Genomic DNA, 22,353 nt, shown 5'->3' with positions numbered 1-22,353 from the left:
CCTCCGGGCAAGATCGCCCGCCTAGGCTGTGAGGTGCTCCGGCTCAACAATGCCGGGAGACGCACCCGTGCGACCGCCCAAGGCGGCCCGCCGGACGAGCGAAGGCGGGCACGCCGAACCGGGTCCGAAGCGATCCGGCCGGCGGCGACGCGGTCGCTGAGCGAGGGGATGGGGAGAACCCTCATGTGGGGATTGCTGGCGCGCAAGGCGCCGAAGACCGAGACCAAGACCACCGCTTCGGCTCAGCCGCACGGCAACCGGCCGCACGATGCCCAGGCAGGAGCAAGGCCGCAGGCCGGATCCGCCGAGGCCAAGATCGGCGAAGGCAAGATCGGCGACGCCAAGATCGCCGGCGCGCCGCCGGCCGGCCAGGACGAGGCCGAGCTGATCCACCTGCTGGAGGCCGACATCCGCCGCGCCGAGGGCAAGCTGGCGAGCGCCGGCGCCACCATGCGCGCGGCCGCCGCCGCCGGCGTGCGCGACATGGAGCGCATCCGCGGCGACAGCGACGAGATGGCCGCCGAGACCACCTCGGCCAAGGACAATGCGGCCGGGCTCGCCCGCGCCATCGGCGCCTTCGCCGAGACCACCAGCGAGATCGGCCGCCAGGCCCAGGCCTCCGGTCGCCTCGCCGGCGAGGCCGAGACCGCCAACCGCGACGTCACCGCCGCCACCAAGGAATTGCAGACCGCCATCACCCAGATCCAGGCGGTGGTGGCGCTGATCTCCGACATCGCCTGCCAGACCAACCTGCTGGCGCTGAACGCCTCCATCGAGGCGGCGCGGGCGGGCTCCGCCGGAGCCGGCTTCGCCGTGGTGGCGAGCGAGGTGAAGGCGCTGGCCAGCGAAACGCAGAAGGCCACCAAGGAGATTTCCGAGAAGATCGGCCGCCTGGAAGCCGCCGCCAAGGCCAGCAGCCACGCCGTCAACAAGGTCAGCAGCACCATCGCCGAGATCAGCCCCGTCGCCGCCCGGGTGGCGGATGCGGTGGCCGGCCAGGTGGCGGCCATGGACGACATCGGCCGCAGCGCCGAGGACGTGGAGCGCTTCGCCGAGACGGTGGCCGCGCGCGCCCTCTCGATCCGCGCCGCCACCGGCGCCGCCGCCGAGACCGGCGTCGAGATCGAGCGCTCCACCGCGCTCGTCGCCAGCGGCGTGCAGGAGATGGCCCGCCATCTGCTCAGCGTGCTGCGCCAGACCTCCATGGGCGACCGCCGCCGCTTCGAGCGCTGGCCGGTGGAGATCCACGGCCGCATCGCCATCGCCGGCTCCAGCCAGCCGGTGAAGACGCTCGACCTGTCGCAGGGCGGCGCCCTGCTCGCCGCGCTGGTGCCGCCGCCGGCGGTGGGCGCCCGGGCGCAGCTGGAGCTGTCCGGGCTCGGCACGCTGGCCGGCCGGGTGGCCGGGGTGAGCGAGCTCGGCTGCCACATCGCCTTCGACGACCGCGACAACGGGGCGGTGAAGGCCCGCCTCGCGGCGGTGGCCGCCGAGGCCGCCGAGGTCATCGCCCGCGCCACGGCGGGGGCCGAGAAGGTGCGCCTCGCCTTCGAGGCGGCGCTGAAGGACCACCGCATCTCCACCGAGCAATTGTTCGACACCCATTACCGCGCGCTGCCGGACACCTATCCCGAGCAGGTGGAGACGCGCGCTTTGCCGTTCCTGGAGAGCGTGCTGCCGCAGGTGCAGGAGCCCATCCTCGGCGAGGACAAGCGCATCGCCTTCTGCGCGGCGGTGGACATCAACGGCTACCTGCCGGTGCACAACGCGCAATATTCCAAGCCGCAGCGCCGCGGCGACCACGAGTGGAACAACGCCAACAGCCGCAACCGCCGCATCTTCGACGACCGCGCCGGCCTGCTGGCGGCGCGCAACACCAAGCCCTACCTGGTGCAGGTCTATGCCCGGCAGATCGGCGGCGGCGTGGTGATGATGCGCGAGGTGGACGTGCCCATCATGGTCAACGGCCGCCACTGGGGCGCCTTCCGCATCTGCTACAAGCTGTGAGGCGGGCGCCGCTCGCCGCCCTGCCCTGAACATCGCGCCGGCCCCCTCGGGCCGGCGCGGCCTTGACCAACTATCCATTATAATGGAAATTCCCGGCATGATCGTGGCGCGCGCGCCGATGACGGGAGGCTCCATGGACGTGGTCACGCAGACCCTGGCCCGCCGGGTGCGGCAGGAGCGCGAGGCGCGCGGCTGGTCGCTGGCGGAGTGCGCCGAACGCTCCGGCGTGTCGCGGGCCATGATCTCCAAGATCGAGCGGGCCGAGGCGAGCCCCACGGCGGAGCTGCTCAACCGCCTCGCCACCGCGCTCGGCCTGACGCTGGCCGCCATCTTCGCCGATCCTGAGGCGGACGCCGACCCTGCCGCCACCCGCCTCGCCCGCCGCGCCGCGCAGGGCGAGTGGCGCGACCCGGCCACCGGCTATCTGCGCCGCACGGTCACCCCGCCCGGCGCGCCGGGGGCGAAGATCGTCGAGGTCGAGTTCCCCGCCCACGGGCGGGTGGTGTTCGACACCGTGGCGGACATCGGCATCGCCCAGCAGGTCTGGATGCTGGAAGGCGAGATGGAGCTGACGCTCGCCGGCGAGACCCACCGCCTCGCCGCCGGCGACTGCCTCGCCATGACGCTGAGCCAGCCCGTCGCCTTCGCCAACCCCGCCGGCCGGCCGGCGCGCTATGCCGTGGTGCTGGCGAGGCCGGAGGCGCGGCGATGATCATCCGCGCACTCGATGGGGTAGAGGCCCGCGCCGCCGTCCCCGCGCTCTCCGGCATCCTGATGGACTGCGTCGCCGGCGGCGCCTCGGTGAGCTTCATGGCCGATCTGGCGCCCGCCGAGGCGGAGGCCTTCTGGCACGGCGTCGCCGCCGATGTGGCGGGCGGCGGCCGGGCGCTGCTGGTGGCGCAGGACGAGGGCCGGCTGCTGGGCACGGTGCAGGTGATCCTCGCCATGCCGCCGAACCAGCCGCACCGCGGCGAGATCGCCAAGATGCTGGTGCATCGCGACGGCCGCCGGCGGGGCCTCGGCGCGGCGCTGATGGGCGCGGCGGAGGACGCCGCCCGCGCCGCCGGCAAGCGCCTGCTGACCCTCGACACGGTGACCGACGGCGACGGCCACCGGCTCTACCGCCGGCTCGGCTGGCAGGTGGCCGGCACCATTCCCGACTATGCGCTGGGACCGGAGGGCGGGCCGTGCCCCACCACCTTCATGTGGAAACGGATCAGCTGACCTTCGGATCAGCGGACGCCTAGCCGCCGGCCTTGAAGAACTTCAGCCCACCGCCCAACCGGCAGCGGAAGCCCACCTGCACCTTCCGCCGCGCATAGTCGGGCAGGTCCATGATGGTCATGGTGAAGATGACGCTCTCGTCCGGCTTCACCTCGTAGCGGATGAACTGGATGATGGGCTTGCCGTCGCGATCCAGCGTGACATGCTGATCGGCGAACATCAGTGTGTTGTCCGGCAGGATGCGATAGGCGGCGATGCGCAGGCCGCCGCGCACCGTGCCCGGCGCGGGCGGCGTGGCGGTGGAGAGGCATTGGGTCAGATCCACCCTCGCCCGCCACGCGCCCGGCCTGCGCGTCGTCGGCCCCTGGCCGCAGGTGAGCGGCCATGCCGGCATCCGCCGGGTGAGCAGCATGTCCGTGGCCTGGGCATGACCCGCCGGGGCGCGGCGAAGAATTTTCCGGAACCCGCCCTTGCGGATGGCGGATGAGGCCCCATCTTAGGTTCACCAGCATCGTGGCGCTGCCGCAGGTTCCGGGCCGAACGGCCTGAGAGCGCGGCAGGACGGCGGGAGACGGACGGATGTACTCCGATCCCGCCCGCGCCCGGCTGGGACCTCCCATCCCCAATGCGTGGCCGGCCTTATAAGCCGTCGTGCCGTGCGGATGGCGGGGACACCCTTTGAGCTTCACCCGTGGTGCGTGGCACCGCCGCGGGGTCCGGGCCGATGGCCCGGGCGAGCGGCGGGACGGCGGGAAATGGACGGATGGACTCCGATCCCGCCGGCGCAAGGCTGGGACCAGCTTGCCATGGTGAAGTCATCCTCGATCGATAGCCCCAGCTGATCGAAAGACGCGACGCGCGCAACGGGACACGGACGGATGTACTCCGGTCCCAGGCCGCGCGAAGCGGATGCCAGCATCTTCGTGGACCCATCCGGCGATCGCCGGGGATCGAACGCGGCGATGTGCACGGCGGGAGACGGACGGATGTACTCCGCCCCGCCCGTGCCCGGCTTTCCCTCACCCTTCCAGGGTCATGTCGTCCCACGCCAGCCACGGCTAGAGCACGTTCCGTTCAAATGGCATCGCCATTTGAACGGTAAAACGTTCTCTATCAAAGTGTTAGAGGGCGATTCACCGATCAGATTGAGTCAATCTGATCGGATCGCGCTCTGGGACCACGGCAGCGATGCGCGGCAGGAGACGGACGGATGAACTCCGATCCCGCCCGCGCATACACGCCATCCTCTCATTCGCCCGATCAGCAACGGCCCGGCGCGGGATCCCTCGCGCCGGGCCGTCGCGCGTCCCGCGCGGCCGGCCCGCAAGGCCGGCCGCGTGATCGTCCGCTCATCAGCAAGCCCGTGACCCCGCTCAGAAAGCGCGGGCCACGTAGAGCAGGCCGCGATGCGCCTTGGTGGAGGCCAGCGCCGGCGAGAAGTCGGTGGCGACGGCATTGTTCAGCTCGATGGCGGTGTAGTCATACTGGATCGCGATGGTGAGGTTGGCCACCGGCGTCCAGGCGAGGTTCCCGCCCACGTTCCAGTTGCGCCCGCCGCTCGCCCCATAGGCCAGCTGGGCCACGCCGTCCTCCACTTCGAAGGCGGCATAGCCGGCGAACAGCGCCGTGCTCCACTTGTCGTTCCAATTGTGCAGCACTTGCCCGGTCACGTTCCAGCCGCGCAGCAGCGAGAGGCCGGCCGGCCCGAGATAGGCGTCGGGCACCGCATAGGCCCCGCTCGGGTCCTGCAGGCCGAGATAGGACATGGCGCCGTCCGCATAGGCGGTCTGGAGATAGAGATTGTCGCCCTCCCCCAGCATGGGCAGGTTGACCATGACGCCGCCTTGCAGGGCATAGCCCCAGCGGTCGGTGGTGGTGAACAGGTCCGCCTGGGTCAGGCTGCGCACCTGATGCAGCGCGCCGGACAGCTGCGCCGCGCCCCATTTGCCCTCGATCCGCAGATTGCCCACCACGTCGGGGGCGGTGACGCCGGCCTGATAGTCCGACAGCGCGTCGGGCAGGGCCGGGTCCTGCGGCAGCACGCCGCCCAGCCGGTCGGAGGCATCCTCCAGCGACAGCGTGGCGCTCACCCCTTCCGCGAACTCGGCGGTGTAGGCGAGAAGGTTGATGCGGGTGTCGTCGCCGATGGTGGCCGGGTCGGTGCCGAGCACATTGGCATTGGCATAGAAATCGAAGAACGACTGGGCATGGCCGAAGGTGAAGCCGGCGAACTGGATATAGGCGTTCCACACCTCCATCTCCGAGCCGTTCGGCCCGTCGGACCACGGGTCCGAGGTGCGCCAGCGGAACCGGCCTTCGAAATAGGAGCGCAGCGTGCCGTATTCGGTGTCGGTGCGCGCGTCGAGGATCAGGCCGGCGGTGGCGATGGAATAGGTCTTGTTGTTGGCCGCCGGATAGTCGGTGTAGCTGTTGTAATAGCCCTCGCCCCACAGATAGCCGCCGATGCGCAGGCAGGTCTCGGTGCCGGGAATGTAATAGAAGCCCGGGCCATAGGCGGTGCACTGGCGCACATAGACCGTGCCTTGGGCCGCGCCTTGCGCCTTCACCGGCAGGTCCGCCGCCCGGGCACCGGGCGCCCCGCTGAGCCCCGACGCCAGCGCCACCAGGCCGCAACCGGCCGCGATTGCTTGAAATTTCATGCCAGCCTCCTCCAATGCGGAGAAACTGATACATTATATCTTTTATCGAGGCCAGAGGCGGTGGATGCCGCCCCCCGCCCCCTGTGGACAGCGCCCGCCGCCGGCACGCGCCGCGCGGGCCAAGTCCCGGCCAACAAAAATCGCCGCCGACGCCTCCAAAAAGGCCCGTTGCGTCCCCATCTTTCCGCAACGGCGCCGAACGCGCCCTCGCGCGGCCGTCCGGCGGCGCGGCGGGTGCCCGTAGCGCCATTGAGACCGGAGAAAGAGAAGACGATGAACCGCCTGTTGACCATTGCCCGCGCCGTGGCCGCCCTGCTGGTCGCCGCCGTGGTGGCCGTGCTGGTGTTCACCGTGCTCGGCAGCCTGCTGATGGCCGCCGGCATCTTCATCGCCGTGGTCATGGTGGCCGGCGGGCTCTACGTGCTGTTCTTCGGCCGCCCGGTGACGGTGCGGCGCTCGGGCAGCTACGAGATCATCGACATCACCGCCACCGACATCACGCCCCCGCGCAAGCGCCCGGAGCGCTGATCCGCCGCCCGGAACCTCCGCCGCCGGCTGCGCAGGCTTGCTGGTGCGCGCCCGTCCTTGATACAAGGGCGTCCGTGATACAAGGGCGTCCATCGACGCACGATGATCAACGGCGCAGACGATCAACGGCGCAGACGATCAACGACATGGGGACGCGGGCCGGCGGCCCGCAGGCGACGCATTCGATGCCGGACGACGACAGTCTCAGCGAAGGCCCCGACCGATGCGGGCTGGCATGGCGCGCGCCCTGCCAGCGAACATGCCCTGATGCTTCCCCTCCCCGCCGCGCCGGCACGCCCGCGAATGCCGCGCGCGCCCGCCGCTCGCCGTCCCATCGGCTGAGCGCCCGCCGGCCGCCCTCGCAATCCCGGTCGCGGCCCGGCCGGCTTTCCCCGCTCATCCCTGAACCGCAGCCCCGCCCCGGCGTTTCGCCAGGGGCGGCCGGCGCGCGCCCGAACGCCTGAGGCAGGACACGCCATGGAGTTTCTCGCGGATCCGAACATCTGGATCGGCCTCGTCACCCTGGTCGCCCTGGAAGTGGTGCTGGGCATCGACAACCTCGTGTTCGTCGCCATCCTGGTGGACAAGCTGCCGCCCGGCCAGCGCAACCGGGCGCGCCTCGTCGGCCTGTCGCTGGCGCTGGTCATGCGCATCCTGCTGCTGCTCTCCGTGTCCTGGCTGGTGGCCCTCACCCAGCCGCTGTTCAGCGTCGCCGGCCTTGCCTTCTCCGGCCGCGACCTGATCCTCATGGTGGGCGGCGCCTTCCTGCTGGCCAAGGGCACCATGGAGCTGCACGAGCGGCTGGAGGGCGAGGCCAAGGCCAAGGACGCCAATGTGGTCCATGCCGCCTTCTGGCAGGTGATCGCCCAGATCATCGTGCTGGACGCGGTGTTCTCGCTCGACAGCGTCATCACCGCCGTGGGCATGGCCAACGAATTGTGGGTGATGATCACCGCCGTCTGCATCGCCATGGCGGTGATGATGCTGGCCTCCCGGCCGCTCATGAGCTTCGTCTCGCGCCATCCCACCGTGGTCATATTGTGCCTCGGCTTCCTGCTGATGATCGGCTTCAGCCTGGTGGTGGAGGGCTTCGGCTTCCACATTCCGAAGGGCTATCTCTACGCCGCCATCGGCTTCTCGGTGGCGGTGGAGGCCGCCAATCAGGTAGGCCGCCACAATCGCGAGAAGCGCATCACCACCAACGACCTGCGCGCCCGCACCTCGGAGGCCGTGCTGCGCCTGCTGGGCGGGCGCACCGGCGAGGAGAGCCTCGCCGACACGGTGGACGTGATCGCCGAGCAGGCGGCGCAGTCCGCCGTGTTCGAGCCGCAGGAGAAGGAGATGATCCGCGGCGTGCTGGATCTCGGCGCGCGCCCGGTCTCCTCCATCATGTCGCCGCGCAACGAGGTGGAGTGGCTGGACCTCGACGACGACCCGCAGGACCTCACCGCCGCCATCCGCCGCCTCACCCACGGCCGCGTGGTGCTGGCGCGCGGCCGGGTGGACGACTTCCTCGCCGTGGCCGTCACCAAGGAACTGCTGGACGCGCTGATCGACGGCCAGCCCATCGACTGGGCGCGGGTTTCGCGCCAGCCGGTCATCGTGCATGAGAACACCAACGTGCTCAAAGTGATGGAGCAGTTGCGCTCCTCGCCGGTGCAGATGGCCATGATCGTGGACGAGCACGGCTCGCTGGAGGGCATCGCCACCCCCACCGACGTGCTGGAGGCCATCGCCGGCGAATTCCCCGACCTGGACGAGGAGGCCGCCGCCGTGGCGCGCCAGGACGACGGCTCCTGGCTGGTGGACGGCTTCATCGACATCCGCCAATTGTCCGGCGCCATGGACCGCGACCTGGTGGACGACGCCAACCGCTTCTCCACCCTGGGCGGCTACGTGCTCACCCGGCTCGGCCACCTGCCGGAGGCCGGCGAGGCGTTCGAGGCCGACGGCCTGCGCTTCGAGGTGCTCTCGCTGGACAAGCGCAGCGTCGGCAAGGTGCGCATCGCCCCCCTGCAACAGGCCGCCTGAGGGCGACCGGCCGGGATGCGCTGCGCAGCGCCGCCGATCCGGCTATAGTCCGGGCGAGATGACCGCCCGCGCCGGAGCGTGGGGATAGCCGCGCCGGGGGGCCCCTTGCCAGAGTTAGCGTCCGTTGTCGGCGACATCGCCGCCGATCTGTCCGCCGTGACCGAGCGCGGCACGGTGGCGAGCTACATTCCCATGCTGGCCGAAGTGCCCATCGGCCAGTTCGGCATCGCCGTGACCACGGCGGACGGGCAGGTCATCACCGCCGGCGACGCCGAGGTGCCCTTCTCCATCCAGAGCATCTCCAAGGTGTTCACCCTCACCCTGGCGCTCGGCCAGATCGGCGACGCGCTGTGGCAGCGGGTGGGCAAAGAGCCCTCCGGCAACGCCTTCAACTCCATCGTGCAGCTGGAGTATGAGCACGGCGTGCCGCGCAACCCGTTCATCAATGCCGGCGCCATCGTGGTGGCGGACGCCATGCTGTCCGGCCACCAGCCGCGCGAGGCGCTGGGCGCCATCCTGCGCTTCATCCGCTTCGTCGCCGCCGACGAGGCCATCACCATCGACGAGGCGGTGGCCCGCTCGGAGAAGGAGACCGGCTTCCGCAACACCGCGCTCGCCAACTACATGCGCGCCTTCGGCGTGCTCCAGCACCCGGTGGACCACGCGCTCGGGGTCTATTTCCACCAGTGCGCGCTCTCCATGACCTGCCGCCAGCTGGCGCTGGCCGGGCGCTATCTCGCCTTCTCCGGCCGCCTGTCGCCGGGCGGCCCCACGGTGGTGGCGCCGGAGCGGGCGCGGCGCATCGCGGCGCTGATGCTCACCTGCGGCCATTATGACGGCTCCGGCGAGTTCGCCTTCCGCGTCGGCCTGCCGGGCAAGAGCGGGGTGGGCGGCGGCATCCTGGCCATCGCCCCGGGCAAGGCCTCCATCGCGGTCTGGTCGCCGGGGCTCGACCGGCACGGCAATTCGGTGCTCGGCTCGCTGGCCCTGGAGCGCCTCGCCAAGGCCATGCGCTGGTCGGTCTTCGCCGGCTGACCGGCGGCGATCTTCCGTTCGGGCATCCGCAACGGCACGCGAGGCCCGCCGGTCCGGCAACCGCAAGTGCAAGGCCCGGACAAGCCTATCCCCCTACCCTCGTTCGACATACCTCTGAAGCAACCACGGTACCCGTGGAGACGCCCTTGCGGCACGTGGTGCCGGGACGGTCGCCACGGGAACGCGAAGGAGCCAGTGCCAAGGGGCGGAACGCAACGGACGGGATAGCGGAGGCCGGGGTGCGGCGTGCGATCAGGATTTCGAGGCAGCTCGGACTGCTCGGATTCGTGGCGTCGGGTGCCATCCTGGTATCCATGGCGGTCACCCTGCGCCTGTCCTACCAGGACACGACCTTCGCCGCCCACCGCACCGCCGAGAACGTCCTCAAGTTCGTGGTCCTGGAAGTCGCCGACAGCGTGGGCACGGTCCGCGGCATGCTGGAGGATCTGCGCTTCGCATCCAAGAGCCCGGCCATCGCCGCGCTGCCGGACGACGAGGTGGAGCGCGTCCTCATCGGCCGCACCGAGCGCACGCGGCAGCTCAGCGCCCTCGCCATCATCGATGCCGAGGGCAAGGTGACGGTCAGCTCGACGCCGCTGCTTCCCGCCGGCTTCGACGCCTCCGACTTCGAGTCCTTCAAGGCCCAGCGGGACGATCCGGCGCAGGGGCTCTATATCAGCCGCCCGTTCGAGGCTCCGTTCGGCGAGCCCAGCGTCGCCATCACGCTGCGCCGCACCGATGCGCACGGCCGGTTCGAAGGCGTGGCGCTGGGGGTCCTGCGCCTCGCCGCCGTGTCGGACGTGATGGACACCGCCCAGCTCGGCAGCGACGGCAAGATCAGCCTGATGACCGCCGGCGGCACCCTGCTGGCCCGCACCCGCATGTTCGGCAAGCCGGTGGACGTGACGCAGGAGAACGAGAAGATCGATCCCCTGCGCGCGCTGCTCAAGGGCCCGACCGGAAGCTTCATCACCCACAGCCCGGTGGACGGGCTTGAGCGCCACTACGTCTATGCCGCCCTGCCGGACCTGCCGCTGGTCGTGTGGGTGTCCATGAGCGATCGGCAGATCTATGGCGAGTGGTACCGCCGCGCCGCCGGCATGGCCGGGGTGACCGGCCTGTCGGCGCTGGGCATCGTCACGCTGACGCTGCTGTTCCGCCGCGAACTGCTGCGCCGGGCGCAGATCGAGGCCCAGCTCGCCGCGCTCGCCACCGTGGACAGCCTCACCGGCATCGCCAACCGGCGCCGCTTCGACGAGCGCCTCGCCCAGGAATGGCGGCGGTCCTACCGGGCGATGCTGCCGCTCGGCCTGATCATGATCGACGTCGACAATTTCAAGGCGTTCAACGACCATTACGGCCACTGGCTGGGGGACGATCTGTTGATCCACATCGCCGATGCCGTCTCCCGCGCGCTGCGCCGCCCCGGCGACCTCGCGGCGCGCTACGGCGGCGAGGAGTTCGCCGTCATCCTGCCCGAGACCAACACGGAGGGCGCCATGCGCATCGCCGAGCAGATCCGGGCCGCCATCGCCGCCACCGGGATCGAGGACCCCACCGGCCGGGTGGTCGGCGCCACCGCCAGCCTCGGGGTGGCGGTGATGGTGCCCCGGCTCGGCACCGATGCCGGGACACTCGTGCAGCGTGCGGACGCCGCCCTCTACACCGCGAAGGATAGCGGGCGTAACCGCGTCATGGTGGCACCGGACGAACCGGCGGTATTGCCGACAGTCGCAGAGGCCTCGTAAAGAATGCGTGGCGCGCGGCGGCCATGGCGGAATGAAGGGAGGGGGGCGTGAGCAAGCACGGCAGCGCCGCACCCCTCGTCACGCCCGTGTCGGTGCTCGTCACCCTGCTGGCGACGCTCATCATCATGGGTATCACCTCCACCTCCTGGGAATTCCTGTTCCAGGAGCAGGTGCTGGCCCGCTTCGGCCTTTCGCTCGGCAACCCCACCGATTCCGTCGCCCGCTGGCGCTTCATCATCACCGCGGTGGCCTTCGCCACGCTCAGCCAGATCGGCCCGGCGCTGCTGCTGTTCCGCGCCATGCGCCGGCTCGACAAGGCCCGCATCGCCGTCATCAAGGCGCGCGAGGAGGCGGACGCCCTGGCCCGCCACGACCCCCTGACCGGCCTCGCCAACCGCCGCATCCTGCGCGAGACGCTGAAGCGGCGCCTGTCCGCGGCGCCTACCACCGGCCAGAACACCGCCCTGCTGCTGATCGACATCGACCGCTTCCGGCAGGTCAACGACCTGCACGGCCATTCTATGGGCGACCTGGTGCTGGTGGAGGTGGCCAACCGCATCAAGGCCACGCTGCCCTCCGATACGGTGACCGCGCGCCTCGGCGGCGAGGATTTCGTCGCCGTCCTGCCACGCCCCACCAGCATCGAGACCCTGGGCAAGCTGGCCCACCAGGTGATCCTGCGGGTGTCGGCGCCCTACCAGATGAACGGGCTCGACGCCCGCCTCGGCGCCACCGTGGGCATCGCCGTCTCGCCCGACAACGGCACCGACGAGGGCGAGCTGATGCGCTCCGCCGAGGCGGCGCTCTACCGCGCCAAGGCCAACCCAGGCACCTACCGCTTCTTCGAGCACGCCATGGACCGCGAGCTGAAGCAGGCCCACCGCCTCCAGCGCGACCTGCACGCGGCCATCGCCTCCGGCGCCATCGTGCCGTTCTACCAGCCGCTGATCCGCCTCAACGACGGCAAGGTGGCCGGGTTCGAGGTGCTGGCGCGCTGGAACCATCCGGTGCGCGGCCACATCTCGCCGGAGGCCTTCATCCCGGTGGCAGAGGAGGCCGGGCTGATCGGCCAGCTCACCACCCTGATCCTGCGCCAGGCGTGCCTGGACGCCTCCAAATGGCCGGCGCACCTGAAGATCGCGGTGAACCTCTCGCCGGTGCAGCTCAAGGACGTGTCGCTGCCGGACCAGATCTACCGCACCCTGCGCGCCGCCGGCTTCCCCACCCAGCGGCTGGAGATCGAGATCACCGAGAGCGGCCTCGTCAACGACGTGAGCACGGCCAAGAGCATCCTGACCAACTTCCGCACCTCGGGGATCGACGTGGCGCTGGACGATTTCGGCACCGGCTATTCCAGCCTGCAGAACCTGCGCAGCTTCCCGGTCACCAAGCTGAAGATCGACAAGTCGTTCGTCCGCGCCATGAACACGGACCCGCAGTCCAAAAGCCTGGTGATCGGCATCCTGGCCATGAGCCGCAGCCTCGGCATCGCCACCACGGCGGAGGGCATCGAGGAGGCCTCGGAGGGCGCCTGGCTGCAATCCATCGGCTGCGATTTCGGCCAGGGCTATTGCTATGCCAAGCCCATGCGCGGTGACGAAGTGCCGGACTTTCTCGGCGCCCGCGCCGCCTGAACGGACCACGCGGCCTGCGCCGGCCCGCGTCACGGCTCCCGGCGCAAGGCCTCGTGGAACGGGCCCGCCGTGCCCTGGGAGATGAAGCCGAGTCGGGCATAGAGCCGCGCCGCCGGCGCGCCGCGCACCACTTGCAGCGTCACCGGCCGCGCCCCGGCCCGCTCGATCACCTGCCCCATCAGGGCGGTGCCGATGCCCCGGCCCCGCACCGCCGCGCGCAGGGCGATGTCGATGACATGGACGCTGTCCCCGTCCCAGGCCACGGCGAGCCGCCCCACCGGCCGCCCTGCCCGCTCCACGATGCTGAAGTCGGCACCGGGATGAGCACGTGCATAATGCGCCTCGCGCAGCCGGAACTGGTCGTCCAGGAACGCCGCCTTCATGGCCTCCGGCCAGGCAGCCTGCGCCATCTCCTCGGCACGGCCCTCGGCGAACAGGGCGCGCAGGAAAGCCGCATCCGCCGGCGCCTGCCGCCGCAGCCGCAGGCGATCCGGCACACCGGGCGCGGCATCACGGACGCGGCGGGAAGACGCCGTCATAGCAGATGCCGGCCTTGAAGACCTGGTAGGGCTGGAGGTTGTCGTGCGCCAGCCCGCCGCCCACGGCCGTGACCGCCGACTGGTGCAACATCATGTTCGGCGAGCCCGTATTGGCCAGGGACTTGATGGTGCCGCCGTTCGACAGTGCCAGCGAGCCCGGCGCGGCGACGGAACTGGGGGTGTCGAGCTTCTGCGCATAGGGCTTGCCGCCGCCGGGACGCACCATCTGGTGGGTGTGCGGCGGCAGTTCCGGCACGCTCAGCGTCACGGTTTCCGCGCCGAAGACCTCGCCGCGCTGATAGGTCGGCGCGAGACCGATGGCCGCGCGCCCGCGCAGGTCGGGCACATTGAAGGTGGTGCTCCCGTCCCCGCCGTAGGCGTTGCCGATCACCGCGAACAACGCCGCGTAGGACCGGACGTTAAACTGTGTGCCGTCGCACACGAGCCAGCCTTCCGGCACGTAGTCGAAGCAGAAATACCGAATCTCACCGATGAAATCCGAATCGTTCATGATCCACGCCTTCCGATGCGGGGCATGTTCTCCAGAGCCGGCGTCAGGCCGGCTGCGGATAGATCCCGTTGAGGCAGATGATGTAGGCGACGACGAGACTCGGCATGCGGTTCTCATGCGGAACGGCCGAACCCTCGACGCCGATGGCGGACGGCGAGAACAGGGCATTGCCCGTGCCCGGCTGGGTCATGTCGTTATAGGGATGCACGTCGGGCACCGTGGCGGCGAGCAGGTTCTTGGAGCTGGGCACGCTGTCGGTGGCCGGGACCGTGGTGCCTTCCAGCACATGGCTGTGCACCGGGATGTGATTGCTCAGCAACGTGACCTGCTCCTGCCCGGCATGCTCGCCCCGAGGGTGGGCGGCGGCACCCGGGCGCTGCCCGGCGCCGATGGGCACGCGCCCGCTGAGGTTCGGCAGGGCGAACGTGCGCAAGCCGTCGCCGCCGTAGGTCGTGCCAATCAGCGAATAGAGCGCCTCATTCCCGGCGATATTCAGCACGCGGCCATCGCAATAGGCCCAGTTCTGCGGCTCCCAGTGCCCGGCGAAAGGACGGACCTCTCCGGTAAAAGCGTCCATCTCTGTCCTCCTCTGTCACGGACGGGGCGGATAGATGCCCTGAGTGGCGATGATGTACTTCATGGCGAGATAGGGTTGCATGTTCGAATGCGCCTGGCCTCCGCCCGTCTCCAGCAGGGAGCCCGGATAGAGCTGCACGACGTCGTTCGACACCTTCGGCTCTCCATAGAGCAAGGTCGGGCCGCTGGTCGCGGACACGGGTTCCGGCGCCGCATACCAGGCCCCCGCGACCCCCGCCACCGTCCCCGTGGTGGTGGAGACCTGGAAGCGGTGGGTGTGGGCCGGCACGTGGTCCGTGGCGAGGGTCACCGTCTCCACGCCCCCGGCGGTGCCGATCGCCTTGACGGCCGACACATGCAGCGGCGTGCGCCCCCTGAGATCCGGCAGTTGGAAATTGACCCGTCCGTCGCCGCCGAAGCGGTTGTTCAGCAGCGAGAACAGCGCCTGATTTGCGGTGATCGAAAGCAACTGCCCTTCGCAAGGGAGCCAGCCGCGGGGAAGGGCATCGAAGGCGACCATCCGGATTTCACCCAGATAGGGCTCTGACATGGGCATTTCCTCCAATTTCCGGCACGCGAAGGCCCGTCACCGCCACAACCGATGTTGAATGGCGATAAATCGTCTTGGACGATCAGAAATATACGGCGGAACGACAGGAAGCATTCTGAAGGCGCGAGGACAACCGCGCCGCGTTTCATCTTCTCCACTTGCTCTCTTGAAGCCGGAGCTTGGCGAAAGGCTAACCGGCCGATTTCAGATATGCAAGCGGGGCGATAGACGCGGAATAAAATAAATTCACGGTTGCATATTCGGCATGGAATGCACGTTCCGATAGGCCCGCCCGGCCGGCACGTGGCGCGCCACCGGCCCGGGACACCCGGTCCGCCTGCTGAGCAGGCGCATATCAGCCGGCGCGCGGGGCGGGACGGCGCGGGCCTCAGCCTCCGGCGCGCGCCGCCTGCGGCAGGATCACGCCGGAGGCGCGGGCGTGGCGCAGGATGATGCCGACCGTCTTGGGAATATCCGTGAAGACGTAATTGTCATGGCTGAGCAGGTGCGAGAAGACGCTGAACTCCGCATCTCCCGCTGTGGTGTCGCGCACGCACGTCGCCGGCAGGTAGAGGGCCGGCGCCGCCGCCTCCGAATGCCGGGCGATGGCCTCCCCCGGCGCCTCATGCAGCACGTACTCATTGCTGTGAACCACGCCGGGCGTGGCGTTGAACCAGCCCACCTTGTGCTGCACCGTGCCGTGGTGACAGAAGTAGAAATCGGCGTGTCGGCCCAGCAGCAGGCTTTCGGCGATGGTGAGCCCGACCGCCACATGGACGCGGCTCGCGGCCTGCGGCCCCAAGGCGGCGGCGATGTCCGCCCGCACCGCCTCGGCCGCGACGCGGTCGCGCGCCGCCGTCTCCAGCGCCTGGTCGCGCAGCACCGGATGGATGTCGGCGAGGTCGCAGGCCAGCGAATGGCCGTCGATGACGACGGCGCCCGTGGGCGCCAGTTCGAGGAAGCGGCCGCCCAGCGCCGCCAGCATCGCGCGCAGGTTCACGGCGGTGCGGTTGCGCGTGCGCACGCTCACCCACAGCACCGGCCCGGCGACCGCCGCGAGCGCGGCGTCCATCTCCCGGCACAGCGGGGAGGCACCCGCCTCGGCCACCGCGAACAGCCGGTCGACGAGGCTGCGGCGGATATAGCTGCCGCCCACCGGCGCGAACAGCGCGCCCGGCGCGTTCATCGCCTCCAGGTGGTAGTCCGGCGTCGCGGTCACCGGCCAGGCGGCCAGCTCGGGCAGGAGCGTGTGCAGCGGGCCGAGCGGGGCGTGGGTCATCACCAGGCGGATGTCCCCCGCCGGCACGCCCGCCCGCACCAGGTCCTCCAGGCCGGAGAGCTGGTTCCATACGTGATGGGCATAGTTCGGATCGCCCAGCACCAGCGTCAGCGGCGCGGTGGCCGGGCCCGGCTGCCAGCCGGTGGCCGCCACCACGGCGCGGAAGGCCTCCAGATGCCGCTCCGCGAAGCCCCAGTGGCTGGCCGCGACATCGACCCACAGCCGCCGGCCAGTCATCAGCACGGCGGTGATGGGAAAGCCCATGCTGAGATCACCCACCGCCACCAGCAGGCCGGGGCTGCCGGGAAAGGAGAAGACCGTGGTCTTGTCCGCCAGCATGACCGAGGCGCCGCTGCGCACCGGGCGGCCGGTCTCCGGGCAGGCCAGCTCGAAGCCGCCGTGCCGGACCAGGTCGTCCAGGTAGCGGCGCACGTTGCCGCCGGGGCTTGCCTGCATCCGCTCGATGCTGGCGTGGCACCGTGCCCAGTGCTCCAGGCCGTAGCGGGACTTGAACATGCCGAACTTCGCTGCCCGGCGGGCGGGAATCCTGGTGAAGTCGGACAGGTCGGGAATCATGCGCACACGGTCTTGCTCGGGGCGAAGGTCGGCGGGGACGAGCGGCGGCAGGATACCGCCGCCCGGGTCGGCAATACGTCATCCCGCCGGATTTCGCCATCCATATCCGGCGCCCCCGCGCGGTCCTGTGCTCGGTCCTGCTCTCAATCCTCCTGGAGCGTCACCCCCGCTTCGGTGAACATGAAGCGGGCGGCGGCGATCTCCTCGCTCCATTCGCCGCCGAAGCCCGCCCCGCCCACCACCACGCAGACGATGCCCGCCTGGATGATGCTGCGCGCGCAGGACGAGCAGGGATGATGCGTCACATAGAGCGTGCAGTCGGCGGTGCGGATGCCCTGGCGCGCGGCGAAGGCGATGACATTCTGCTCCGCATGGCTGGAGAACAGGTATTTGCGCGGCCGCTCGAAGCGGTCGGGCGTATCCTTCACCCCCTTGGGCGGGCCGTTGTAGCCGGTGAGGCGCAATTCGCCGTCCGGCCCCACCAGGGCCGCGCCGACCTTGGTCGTATCCTTGGAGCGGGTCGCGGCATGGGCGGCGAAGCCCATGAAATATTCATGCGGCGTCGGCCGCCGGGGCTCGCTGGCGGCGACAGGGCCGGCCTTGCCGGCAGCGCTCTTGGCCGAGGCACCCTTGGCAGAGCCACTCTTGGCAGGGCCACCTTTGGTCGAAGCCCCCTTGGCAGGGCCACTTTTGGCAGAGGCAGCCGGCGGCTTGGCCGGTGCCTGGGCGCGCGAAGCGGCCGGCTGCGCCGCAGGCTTGGGCGGCAGCGCCCGCACCGCCGGCTGGCCGGGGATCTTCAGCCGCCCCTGCCCCATGCACCGGGCGCAGGTGGTCAGCACACCGTTCGCGTCCGGCGTCGCGCCGGCACCGTCACAGTCCGGGCACCAAGTGTAGGGGCTCCTCGGCACCGGCATCGCAACGCTCTCCCTCGGCTCGGCCACGGCGGTCATGATGGCATTGCAGTGTGTATTGACACACACATTTCTATTGACGGCGAGGCAATTTGTGGTGTGTATTCATACACACATGGCGAGGCACGCACTTGGGGCGCAAGGGCAAATCCAACCAGCCGCGTATCATCCGCCAGATGCTGGAGCAGGCTGGGTGGGCGTTGGTCCGCAAAGGCCCCGGCGACCACCTTCAGTTCAAGCGGCCCGATCTGCCGGGGCGTGTCACCCTGGACATGGGGGCCAAGGCAATCCCCACCGGGACCCTCCGGTCCATCTACAGGCAGGCGGGTTGGGACTGGTAAGGAGCTTCCTCTCCTCCACGTACAGGAGCACAGGCACATGGCACATGTGATCGGCATCATCCACGGGGAGGACGGCGCCTTCGGCATCTCCTTTCCTGACTTCCCCGGCTGCATCTCCTCCGGCCGCACGTTGGACGAGGCGGTGAGCAACGGCACCCAAGCGCTGGCCTTTCATATCGAGGGCATGCTTGAGGACGGAGAGGCCGTGCCCGACTTCAGCCCTCTCGAAGTCCTGAAGGCCACCGAGGAGGATTGGCTGCGCGGCGGCGTCGCCGTCGCGGTACCAGTGGAGATTCCGGCCAAGTCGGTGCGAATCAACATCTCCGTGGACGAGACTGCCCTGGCGTGCATCGATCGCGCCGCAGAAGCCGAAGGCCTCAATCGCAGCAAGTTCCTGGTGACAACCGCTCTCGCCCGCGCGCGGGAGATCCAGTCCGCCCCCATCCTAGCCACCGCGACGCCCCGCAAGGCACGCAAGCAGGCCTGACATCAGCGCCGGGCGGCGGCAGCGCTACGCCTGCGGCCGTCCACGGCCTCCGGAAGAACGCGCTGACCGGCGGCGGGCGCCACCATGCCGAGCGCACGCCGAAACGCCACGTCGGCAAACGACGAAAAGAACGAGGCAGACCGGGCTTCTTGCGCAAAAAGCTCGCGCGAGAAGCCGAATTCCGAAGAACTTCCGGCGAACAGGATTGGGAACGCCCAGAAAAAATTGGGAACCGGCAATGCCGGAAATCTCACCACCTCCGGCGAAAACTGCTTGTTTTCAAGGGGAAAGTGGTGGGCGCACTAGGGCTCGAACCTAGGACCCGCTGATTAAGAGTCAGCTGCTCTACCAACTGAGCTATGCGCCCGCCCGGGGTGTTGGCCCCGTCTGGGAGCGCTCGTGTAGCAAACCCCCCTGCCCCTGTCCAGCGCCGAGGTGCGGAAAATCAAAGGCATCATGGCCGGCTGTGGACAACCGGCCCGGCCGCGCCCCGCGCCGCCGGGCCGCCGGCCTCACTCCTTGAAGGCCTCCTCGCGGGTCTTGCGCACCGCCGGCAGCAGCACCATCACCAGGGCCACCGCCGCCAGCAGCAGCAGCGTGGCGGAGATCGGCCGGGTGATGAACACCATGGGGTCGCCGCGGGAGATCAGCATCGCCCGGCGCAGATATTCCTCCAGCATCGGGCCGATGACGAAGCCCAGCAGCAGCGGCGCCGGCTCGCAGTCCAGCTTCACCAGCGCGTAGCCCAGCACCCCGAACAGGGCCATGGTGTAGACGTCGAAGGTGTTGTTGTTGACGCTGTAGACGCCGATGCAGCAGAACGCGATGATCGCCGGGTACATCACGTGGTACGGCACGGTCAGCAGGCGCACCCACAGGCCGATCAGCGGCAGGTTGAGCAGCACCAGCATGAAGTTGCCGATCCACATGGAGGCAATGACGCCCCAGAACAGGTCCGGCTTGTCGGTGACCACGTTCGGCCCCGGCGTGATGCCCTGGATGATCAGCGCGCCGATCATCAGCGCCATCACCGGGTTGGACGGGATGCCGAGCGTCAGCATGGGGATGAAGGAGGTCTGCGCGCCGGCGTTGTTGGCGCTCTCCGGCCCCGCCACGCCCTCGATGGCGCCGCGCCCGAAGCGCATCGGCGTCCGGGAGACCTTCTTCTCGATGGAATAGGCGGCGAAGGAGGACAGCATGGCCCCGCCGCCCGGCAGGATGCCCAGGAACGAACCGAGGATGGTGCCGCGCAGCACCGGGGCGATGATCTGCTTGAACTCGTCCTTGGTGAGCATCAGGCTCTTCACCTTGGCCGCCACCAGCGAGCGCTGGCTCTCGTCCTCCAGGTTGCGGATGATCTCGCCGATGCCGAACATGCCCATGGCCAGGGCCACGAAGTCGAAGCCGTCCGCCAGTTCGTCCACCTCGAAGGTGAGGCGCGGCACGCCGGTGTAGATGTCCTGGCCGGACAGGCCAAGCAGCAGGCCGAGCACGATCATGGCCAGCGCCTTGACCACGGAGCCCGACGCCAGGGTCACCGAGGCCACGAGGCCGAGCACCATGAGCGCGAAATATTCTGGCGGGCCGAACTTCAGCGCCAGGTCCGCCAGCGGCGGGGCGAACAGGGCCAGCAGGAAGGTCGCCACCGTGCCGGCGAAGAAGGAGCCGAGCGCGGCGGTGGCGAGCGCCGCCCCGGCGCGGCCCTGGCGGGCCATCTGGTGGCCGTCGATGGCGGTCACCACCGAGGAGGATTCCCCCGGCAGGTTGATGAGGATGGCGGTGGTGGAGCCGCCGTATTGCGCGCCGTAATAGATGCCCGCCAGCATGATGAGGGCGGAGACCGGCGGCAGCCCGAAGGTGATGGGCAGCAGCATGGCGATGGTGGCGATGGGGCCGAGGCCCGGCAGCACGCCGATCAGCGTGCCGAGCAGCACGCCGACGAAGCAGTAGAGAATATTCTGCAGCGACAGCGCGACGGAGAAGCCGAGCGCGAGATTATCGAGGAGTTCCATGGCGCCGCCTCCTCAATAGCCGCCGAGCCACGGGCCGAGCAGCGGCAACGGCAGCCCCAGCCCGAGGATGAACACCGCCCAGCAGAACACGCACATGACGGCGGTGATGATCAGCGCCGTCATCAGGTGGAACTTGCGGCTGGCGAGCGTGGAGAGGAACACGCTCGCCCCCAGCGCCGGCAGGAAGCCCAGAGGCTTCATGGCGAAGCCGAACAGCAGCGTGGAGAGGGTGAGCAGGATCAGCGCCCGCCACACGATGCCGGAGGGCGCCTCGCCCGGCGTGCGCAGCCCGTTGACCAGCACGATGAGGCCGAACAGGCCGAGCAGGCCGGACAGCAGCAGCGGGAAATAGCCCGGCCCCATGCGCATGGCGGTGCCGATGGTCAGCTCCCGCGACTGCCAGGCGAACAGCACCGCGAGGGCGATGAACAGCAGGCCTGAAATGACATCCTTCGGATTGCGCACGAAGCCCATGGTCCGTCCTCGGTCCCCCGTCAGAGAAAGGCAAACCGCCCGCCCCTTCCCCAGGGCGGAGAAGGGCGCGGGCGGCGCGTCGGTCAGGTGGTGATCAGTCGGCGTAGACGCCGGCGGCCTCGATCACCGGCTTCCACTTGGCCACCTCGGCGGTGAGGTAGGTCTTGTGGAATTCCGGGCTGCGGCGGTCCTTCGGCTCCGGCTCGGTGCCGAGGTCGGCGAAGCGGGCGACCACCTTGGGGTCCTCCAGCGCCACGCCCAGCGCCGCGTTCAGCTTGGCGACGATCTCCGGCGAGGTGCCCTTGGGCGCGTAGAGGCCGTGCCACACCGCCACCTCGAAGCCCTTCAGGCCGCCCTCCTCCATAGTCGGCAGGTCGGCCAGCGACTTCACCCGGTCCTTGGTGGTCACCGCATAGGCCTTCACCTTGCCGCCCTTGATCTGGCCGGTGGTGTTGGTGGTCTGGTCGCACATCAGGTCGATCTGGCCGCCGACAAGGTCGTTCATGGCCGGGCCCGTGCCCTGATAGGGCACGGTGGTGAGCTGGGTGCCGACCGCGGACATGAACAGCATGCCGCACAGATGCGAGGCGGAGCCGACGCCGGCGTTGCCGTAGGTCACCTTGTCCTTGTTCGCCTTCACATAGGCGATGACGTCGGCGATGGTCTTCGGCTCGTAGCCGGGCTTGGCGATCAGCGTCATCGGCACGGCGGTGATGAGGCCGGCGGTCTCGAAGTCGGTGACCTTGTAGGGCAGCTTGCGGTAGAGGCTCGGCGCGGTGGCCTGGCCGATATGGTGCAGCAGCAGGGTGTAGCCGTCGGGCGCGGCCTTCGCCACCTGGCCGGCGCCGCGCGTGCCGCCGGCACCGCCGACATTCTCGACGATGACCTGCTGGCCGAGCGTCTTGGTCATGGATTCGGCCACCAGGCGCGCCACCGTGTCGGTGGGCCCGCCGGCGGCGAACGGCACCACCACGGTGATGGGGCGGGCCGGATAGGCCTGGGCGCGGGCCGCGCCGGGCGCCAGCGCGAAGGCGGCCGCGGCGAGGCCGAGAACAGCGGCGCATGCCGCGCGGGTCGTCCTGGCGATCATCAAACCCTCCTGTCTGCCCCTCCCGGGGAATGGCCGGCGCTTGAACGCGCCCTTTTGTCTGTTGAAAAGCGGTGCGGCCCCTGCGTCAAGTCCTCCTTTCGGCCGGATCCCCGCCGGCACCTGACGCAGCCCCCGACGGGCAT

General features: G+C 69.7%; 22 protein-coding genes and 1 tRNA gene. 10 read left to right on the top strand and 13 right to left on the bottom strand.

Going from position 1 to position 22,353, the window contains the following annotated elements:
* The first annotated feature begins 183 nt into the window (after positions 1-183).
* The 3 genes from YU1_RS29485 (at position 184) to YU1_RS0114265 (ending at position 3,228) form a co-directional block, all read left to right on the top strand.
* On the top strand, positions 184-2,004 hold the full coding sequence (locus tag YU1_RS29485; RefSeq protein ID WP_051356867.1) for a methyl-accepting chemotaxis protein: 1,821 nt from the start codon (positions 184-186) through the stop codon (positions 2,002-2,004).
* Between the two features lie 97 nt (positions 2,005-2,101).
* A complete protein-coding gene (locus YU1_RS0114270; RefSeq protein WP_425339154.1) occupies positions 2,102-2,716 on the top strand; it encodes a helix-turn-helix domain-containing protein in 615 nt (204 codons plus the stop codon).
* Positions 2,713-3,228 carry a GNAT family N-acetyltransferase gene (locus YU1_RS0114265; protein WP_029004652.1) on the top strand — a complete coding sequence of 172 codons (516 nt, stop codon included), beginning with the start codon at positions 2,713-2,715 and terminating at the stop codon, positions 3,226-3,228. The genes YU1_RS0114270 and YU1_RS0114265 overlap by 4 nt, the downstream gene beginning before the upstream one ends.
* A 19-nt stretch (positions 3,229-3,247) precedes the next feature.
* On the opposite strand, the gene YU1_RS32700 is transcribed toward YU1_RS0114265, so the two are convergent.
* Complete coding sequence (locus YU1_RS32700; RefSeq protein WP_198018929.1) at positions 3,248-3,553, bottom strand: VirK family protein; 306 nt, start codon at positions 3,551-3,553, stop codon at positions 3,248-3,250.
* Between the two features lie 1,048 nt (positions 3,554-4,601).
* Positions 4,602-5,888: a porin gene (locus YU1_RS29475; protein WP_029004651.1), complete on the bottom strand. Its 1,287-nt coding sequence runs from the start codon at positions 5,886-5,888 to the stop codon at positions 4,602-4,604.
* 273 nt (positions 5,889-6,161) lie between these two features.
* Between YU1_RS29475 and YU1_RS0114250 the strand changes: the two genes are divergently transcribed.
* The 5 genes from YU1_RS0114250 (at position 6,162) to YU1_RS29470 (ending at position 12,864) form a co-directional block, all read left to right on the top strand.
* The gene (locus YU1_RS0114250; protein WP_029004650.1) at positions 6,162-6,416 is read left to right on the top strand and encodes a hypothetical protein; all 255 of its coding nucleotides are present in this window, start codon (positions 6,162-6,164) and stop codon (positions 6,414-6,416) included.
* 477 nt (positions 6,417-6,893) lie between these two features.
* Positions 6,894-8,447 carry a TerC family protein gene (locus YU1_RS0114245; RefSeq protein WP_029004649.1) on the top strand — a complete coding sequence of 518 codons (1,554 nt, stop codon included), beginning with the start codon at positions 6,894-6,896 and terminating at the stop codon, positions 8,445-8,447.
* 105 nt (positions 8,448-8,552) lie between these two features.
* The gene (locus tag YU1_RS0114240; protein ID WP_029004648.1) at positions 8,553-9,482 is read left to right on the top strand and encodes a glutaminase; all 930 of its coding nucleotides are present in this window, start codon (positions 8,553-8,555) and stop codon (positions 9,480-9,482) included.
* 287 nt (positions 9,483-9,769) lie between these two features.
* The gene (locus YU1_RS0114235) at positions 9,770-11,230 is read left to right on the top strand and encodes a sensor domain-containing diguanylate cyclase (protein ID WP_156922141.1); all 1,461 of its coding nucleotides are present in this window, start codon (positions 9,770-9,772) and stop codon (positions 11,228-11,230) included.
* A gap of 47 nt (positions 11,231-11,277) precedes the next feature.
* Positions 11,278-12,864 (top strand): putative bifunctional diguanylate cyclase/phosphodiesterase, encoded by a 1,587-nt coding sequence (locus YU1_RS29470; RefSeq protein WP_051356865.1) that lies wholly within the window; start codon positions 11,278-11,280, stop codon positions 12,862-12,864.
* A gap of 29 nt (positions 12,865-12,893) precedes the next feature.
* On the opposite strand, the gene YU1_RS29465 is transcribed toward YU1_RS29470, so the two are convergent.
* The 6 genes from YU1_RS29465 to YU1_RS34460 form a co-directional block, all read right to left on the bottom strand.
* Positions 12,894-13,403, bottom strand: a complete 510-nt coding sequence (locus YU1_RS29465) for a GNAT family N-acetyltransferase (protein ID WP_084539867.1) — start codon at positions 13,401-13,403, stop codon at positions 12,894-12,896.
* On the bottom strand, positions 13,375-13,914 hold the full coding sequence (locus tag YU1_RS0114220; RefSeq protein WP_029004646.1) for a phage tail protein: 540 nt from the start codon (positions 13,912-13,914) through the stop codon (positions 13,375-13,377). The genes YU1_RS29465 and YU1_RS0114220 overlap by 29 nt, the downstream gene beginning before the upstream one ends.
* A gap of 43 nt (positions 13,915-13,957) precedes the next feature.
* Complete coding sequence (locus YU1_RS0114215; protein WP_029004645.1) at positions 13,958-14,491, bottom strand: phage tail protein; 534 nt, start codon at positions 14,489-14,491, stop codon at positions 13,958-13,960.
* Between the two features lie 15 nt (positions 14,492-14,506).
* On the bottom strand, positions 14,507-15,040 hold the full coding sequence (locus YU1_RS0114210) for a phage tail protein (protein WP_029004644.1): 534 nt from the start codon (positions 15,038-15,040) through the stop codon (positions 14,507-14,509).
* A 388-nt stretch (positions 15,041-15,428) separates the two neighbouring features.
* A complete protein-coding gene (locus YU1_RS0114205) occupies positions 15,429-16,895 on the bottom strand; it encodes a hypothetical protein (protein WP_029004643.1) in 1,467 nt (488 codons plus the stop codon).
* Between the two features lie 143 nt (positions 16,896-17,038).
* Positions 17,039-17,809: a deoxycytidylate deaminase gene (locus tag YU1_RS34460; protein WP_245263334.1), complete on the bottom strand. Its 771-nt coding sequence runs from the start codon at positions 17,807-17,809 to the stop codon at positions 17,039-17,041.
* A 173-nt stretch (positions 17,810-17,982) separates the two neighbouring features.
* Here YU1_RS34460 and YU1_RS29455 point away from each other — a divergent pair, with 173 nt between their 5' ends.
* On the top strand, positions 17,983-18,147 hold the full coding sequence (locus YU1_RS29455; RefSeq protein WP_084539879.1) for a type II toxin-antitoxin system HicA family toxin: 165 nt from the start codon (positions 17,983-17,985) through the stop codon (positions 18,145-18,147).
* A 37-nt stretch (positions 18,148-18,184) separates the two neighbouring features.
* Entirely contained in the window at positions 18,185-18,634 is a 450-nt protein-coding gene (locus YU1_RS29450) for a type II toxin-antitoxin system HicB family antitoxin (RefSeq protein ID WP_084539865.1), read from the top strand.
* 2 nt (positions 18,635-18,636) lie between these two features.
* Here the strand turns inward: YU1_RS29450 and YU1_RS32695 are convergent, their stop codons facing one another.
* The 5 genes from YU1_RS32695 to YU1_RS0114170 all read right to left on the bottom strand — a co-directional run bounded on the left by YU1_RS32695 (position 18,637) and on the right by YU1_RS0114170 (position 22,210).
* A complete protein-coding gene (locus tag YU1_RS32695; RefSeq protein ID WP_084539864.1) occupies positions 18,637-18,873 on the bottom strand; it encodes a hypothetical protein in 237 nt (78 codons plus the stop codon).
* Between the two features lie 52 nt (positions 18,874-18,925).
* Positions 18,926-19,001 (bottom strand) — tRNA-Lys (locus YU1_RS0114185).
* Between the two features lie 145 nt (positions 19,002-19,146).
* Positions 19,147-20,646: a tripartite tricarboxylate transporter permease gene (locus YU1_RS0114180; RefSeq protein WP_029004642.1), complete on the bottom strand. Its 1,500-nt coding sequence runs from the start codon at positions 20,644-20,646 to the stop codon at positions 19,147-19,149.
* Between the two features lie 12 nt (positions 20,647-20,658).
* The gene (locus YU1_RS0114175; protein ID WP_029004641.1) at positions 20,659-21,120 is read right to left on the bottom strand and encodes a tripartite tricarboxylate transporter TctB family protein; all 462 of its coding nucleotides are present in this window, start codon (positions 21,118-21,120) and stop codon (positions 20,659-20,661) included.
* Positions 21,121-21,214: 94 nt separating this feature from the next.
* Positions 21,215-22,210: a tripartite tricarboxylate transporter substrate binding protein BugD gene (locus tag YU1_RS0114170; RefSeq protein WP_029004640.1), complete on the bottom strand. Its 996-nt coding sequence runs from the start codon at positions 22,208-22,210 to the stop codon at positions 21,215-21,217.
* Positions 22,211-22,353: the final 143 nt, after the last annotated feature.

This window comes from Azorhizobium doebereinerae UFLA1-100 (assembly GCF_000473085.1).
GTDB classification, from domain to species: domain Bacteria; phylum Pseudomonadota; class Alphaproteobacteria; order Rhizobiales; family Xanthobacteraceae; genus Azorhizobium; species Azorhizobium doebereinerae.
The sequence above is the reverse complement of the archived record's forward strand: the minus strand, read 5'-3'. Positions and strand labels throughout refer to the sequence as shown.

Excerpts from the sequence above, each read along its gene's own strand:
- YU1_RS29475 (WP_029004651.1), bottom strand. The coding sequence starts at position 5,888 with ATGAAATTTCAAGCAATCGCGGCCGGTTGCGGCCTGGTGGCGCTGGCG.
- YU1_RS0114220 (WP_029004646.1), bottom strand. The coding sequence starts at position 13,914 with ATGAACGATTCGGATTTCATCGGTGAGATTCGGTATTTCTGCTTCGAC.
- YU1_RS0114205 (WP_029004643.1), bottom strand. The coding sequence starts at position 16,895 with ATGATTCCCGACCTGTCCGACTTCACCAGGATTCCCGCCCGCCGGGCA.
- YU1_RS0114180 (WP_029004642.1), bottom strand. The coding sequence starts at position 20,646 with ATGGAACTCCTCGATAATCTCGCGCTCGGCTTCTCCGTCGCGCTGTCG.
- YU1_RS0114250 (WP_029004650.1), top strand. The coding sequence starts at position 6,162 with ATGAACCGCCTGTTGACCATTGCCCGCGCCGTGGCCGCCCTGCTGGTC.
- YU1_RS0114270 (WP_425339154.1), top strand. The coding sequence starts at position 2,102 with ATGATCGTGGCGCGCGCGCCGATGACGGGAGGCTCCATGGACGTGGTC.
- YU1_RS0114215 (WP_029004645.1), bottom strand. The coding sequence starts at position 14,491 with ATGGACGCTTTTACCGGAGAGGTCCGTCCTTTCGCCGGGCACTGGGAG.
- YU1_RS34460 (WP_245263334.1), bottom strand. The coding sequence starts at position 17,809 with ATGCCGGTGCCGAGGAGCCCCTACACTTGGTGCCCGGACTGTGACGGT.
- YU1_RS0114245 (WP_029004649.1), top strand. The coding sequence starts at position 6,894 with ATGGAGTTTCTCGCGGATCCGAACATCTGGATCGGCCTCGTCACCCTG.
- YU1_RS0114175 (WP_029004641.1), bottom strand. The coding sequence starts at position 21,120 with ATGGGCTTCGTGCGCAATCCGAAGGATGTCATTTCAGGCCTGCTGTTC.
- YU1_RS0114210 (WP_029004644.1), bottom strand. The coding sequence starts at position 15,040 with ATGTCAGAGCCCTATCTGGGTGAAATCCGGATGGTCGCCTTCGATGCC.
- YU1_RS29465 (WP_084539867.1), bottom strand. The coding sequence starts at position 13,403 with ATGACGGCGTCTTCCCGCCGCGTCCGTGATGCCGCGCCCGGTGTGCCG.
- YU1_RS29455 (WP_084539879.1), top strand. The coding sequence starts at position 17,983 with ATGCTGGAGCAGGCTGGGTGGGCGTTGGTCCGCAAAGGCCCCGGCGAC.
- YU1_RS0114265 (WP_029004652.1), top strand. The coding sequence starts at position 2,713 with ATGATCATCCGCGCACTCGATGGGGTAGAGGCCCGCGCCGCCGTCCCC.
- YU1_RS29485 (WP_051356867.1), top strand. The coding sequence starts at position 184 with ATGTGGGGATTGCTGGCGCGCAAGGCGCCGAAGACCGAGACCAAGACC.
- YU1_RS29450 (WP_084539865.1), top strand. The coding sequence starts at position 18,185 with ATGGCACATGTGATCGGCATCATCCACGGGGAGGACGGCGCCTTCGGC.
- YU1_RS0114170 (WP_029004640.1), bottom strand. The coding sequence starts at position 22,210 with ATGATCGCCAGGACGACCCGCGCGGCATGCGCCGCTGTTCTCGGCCTC.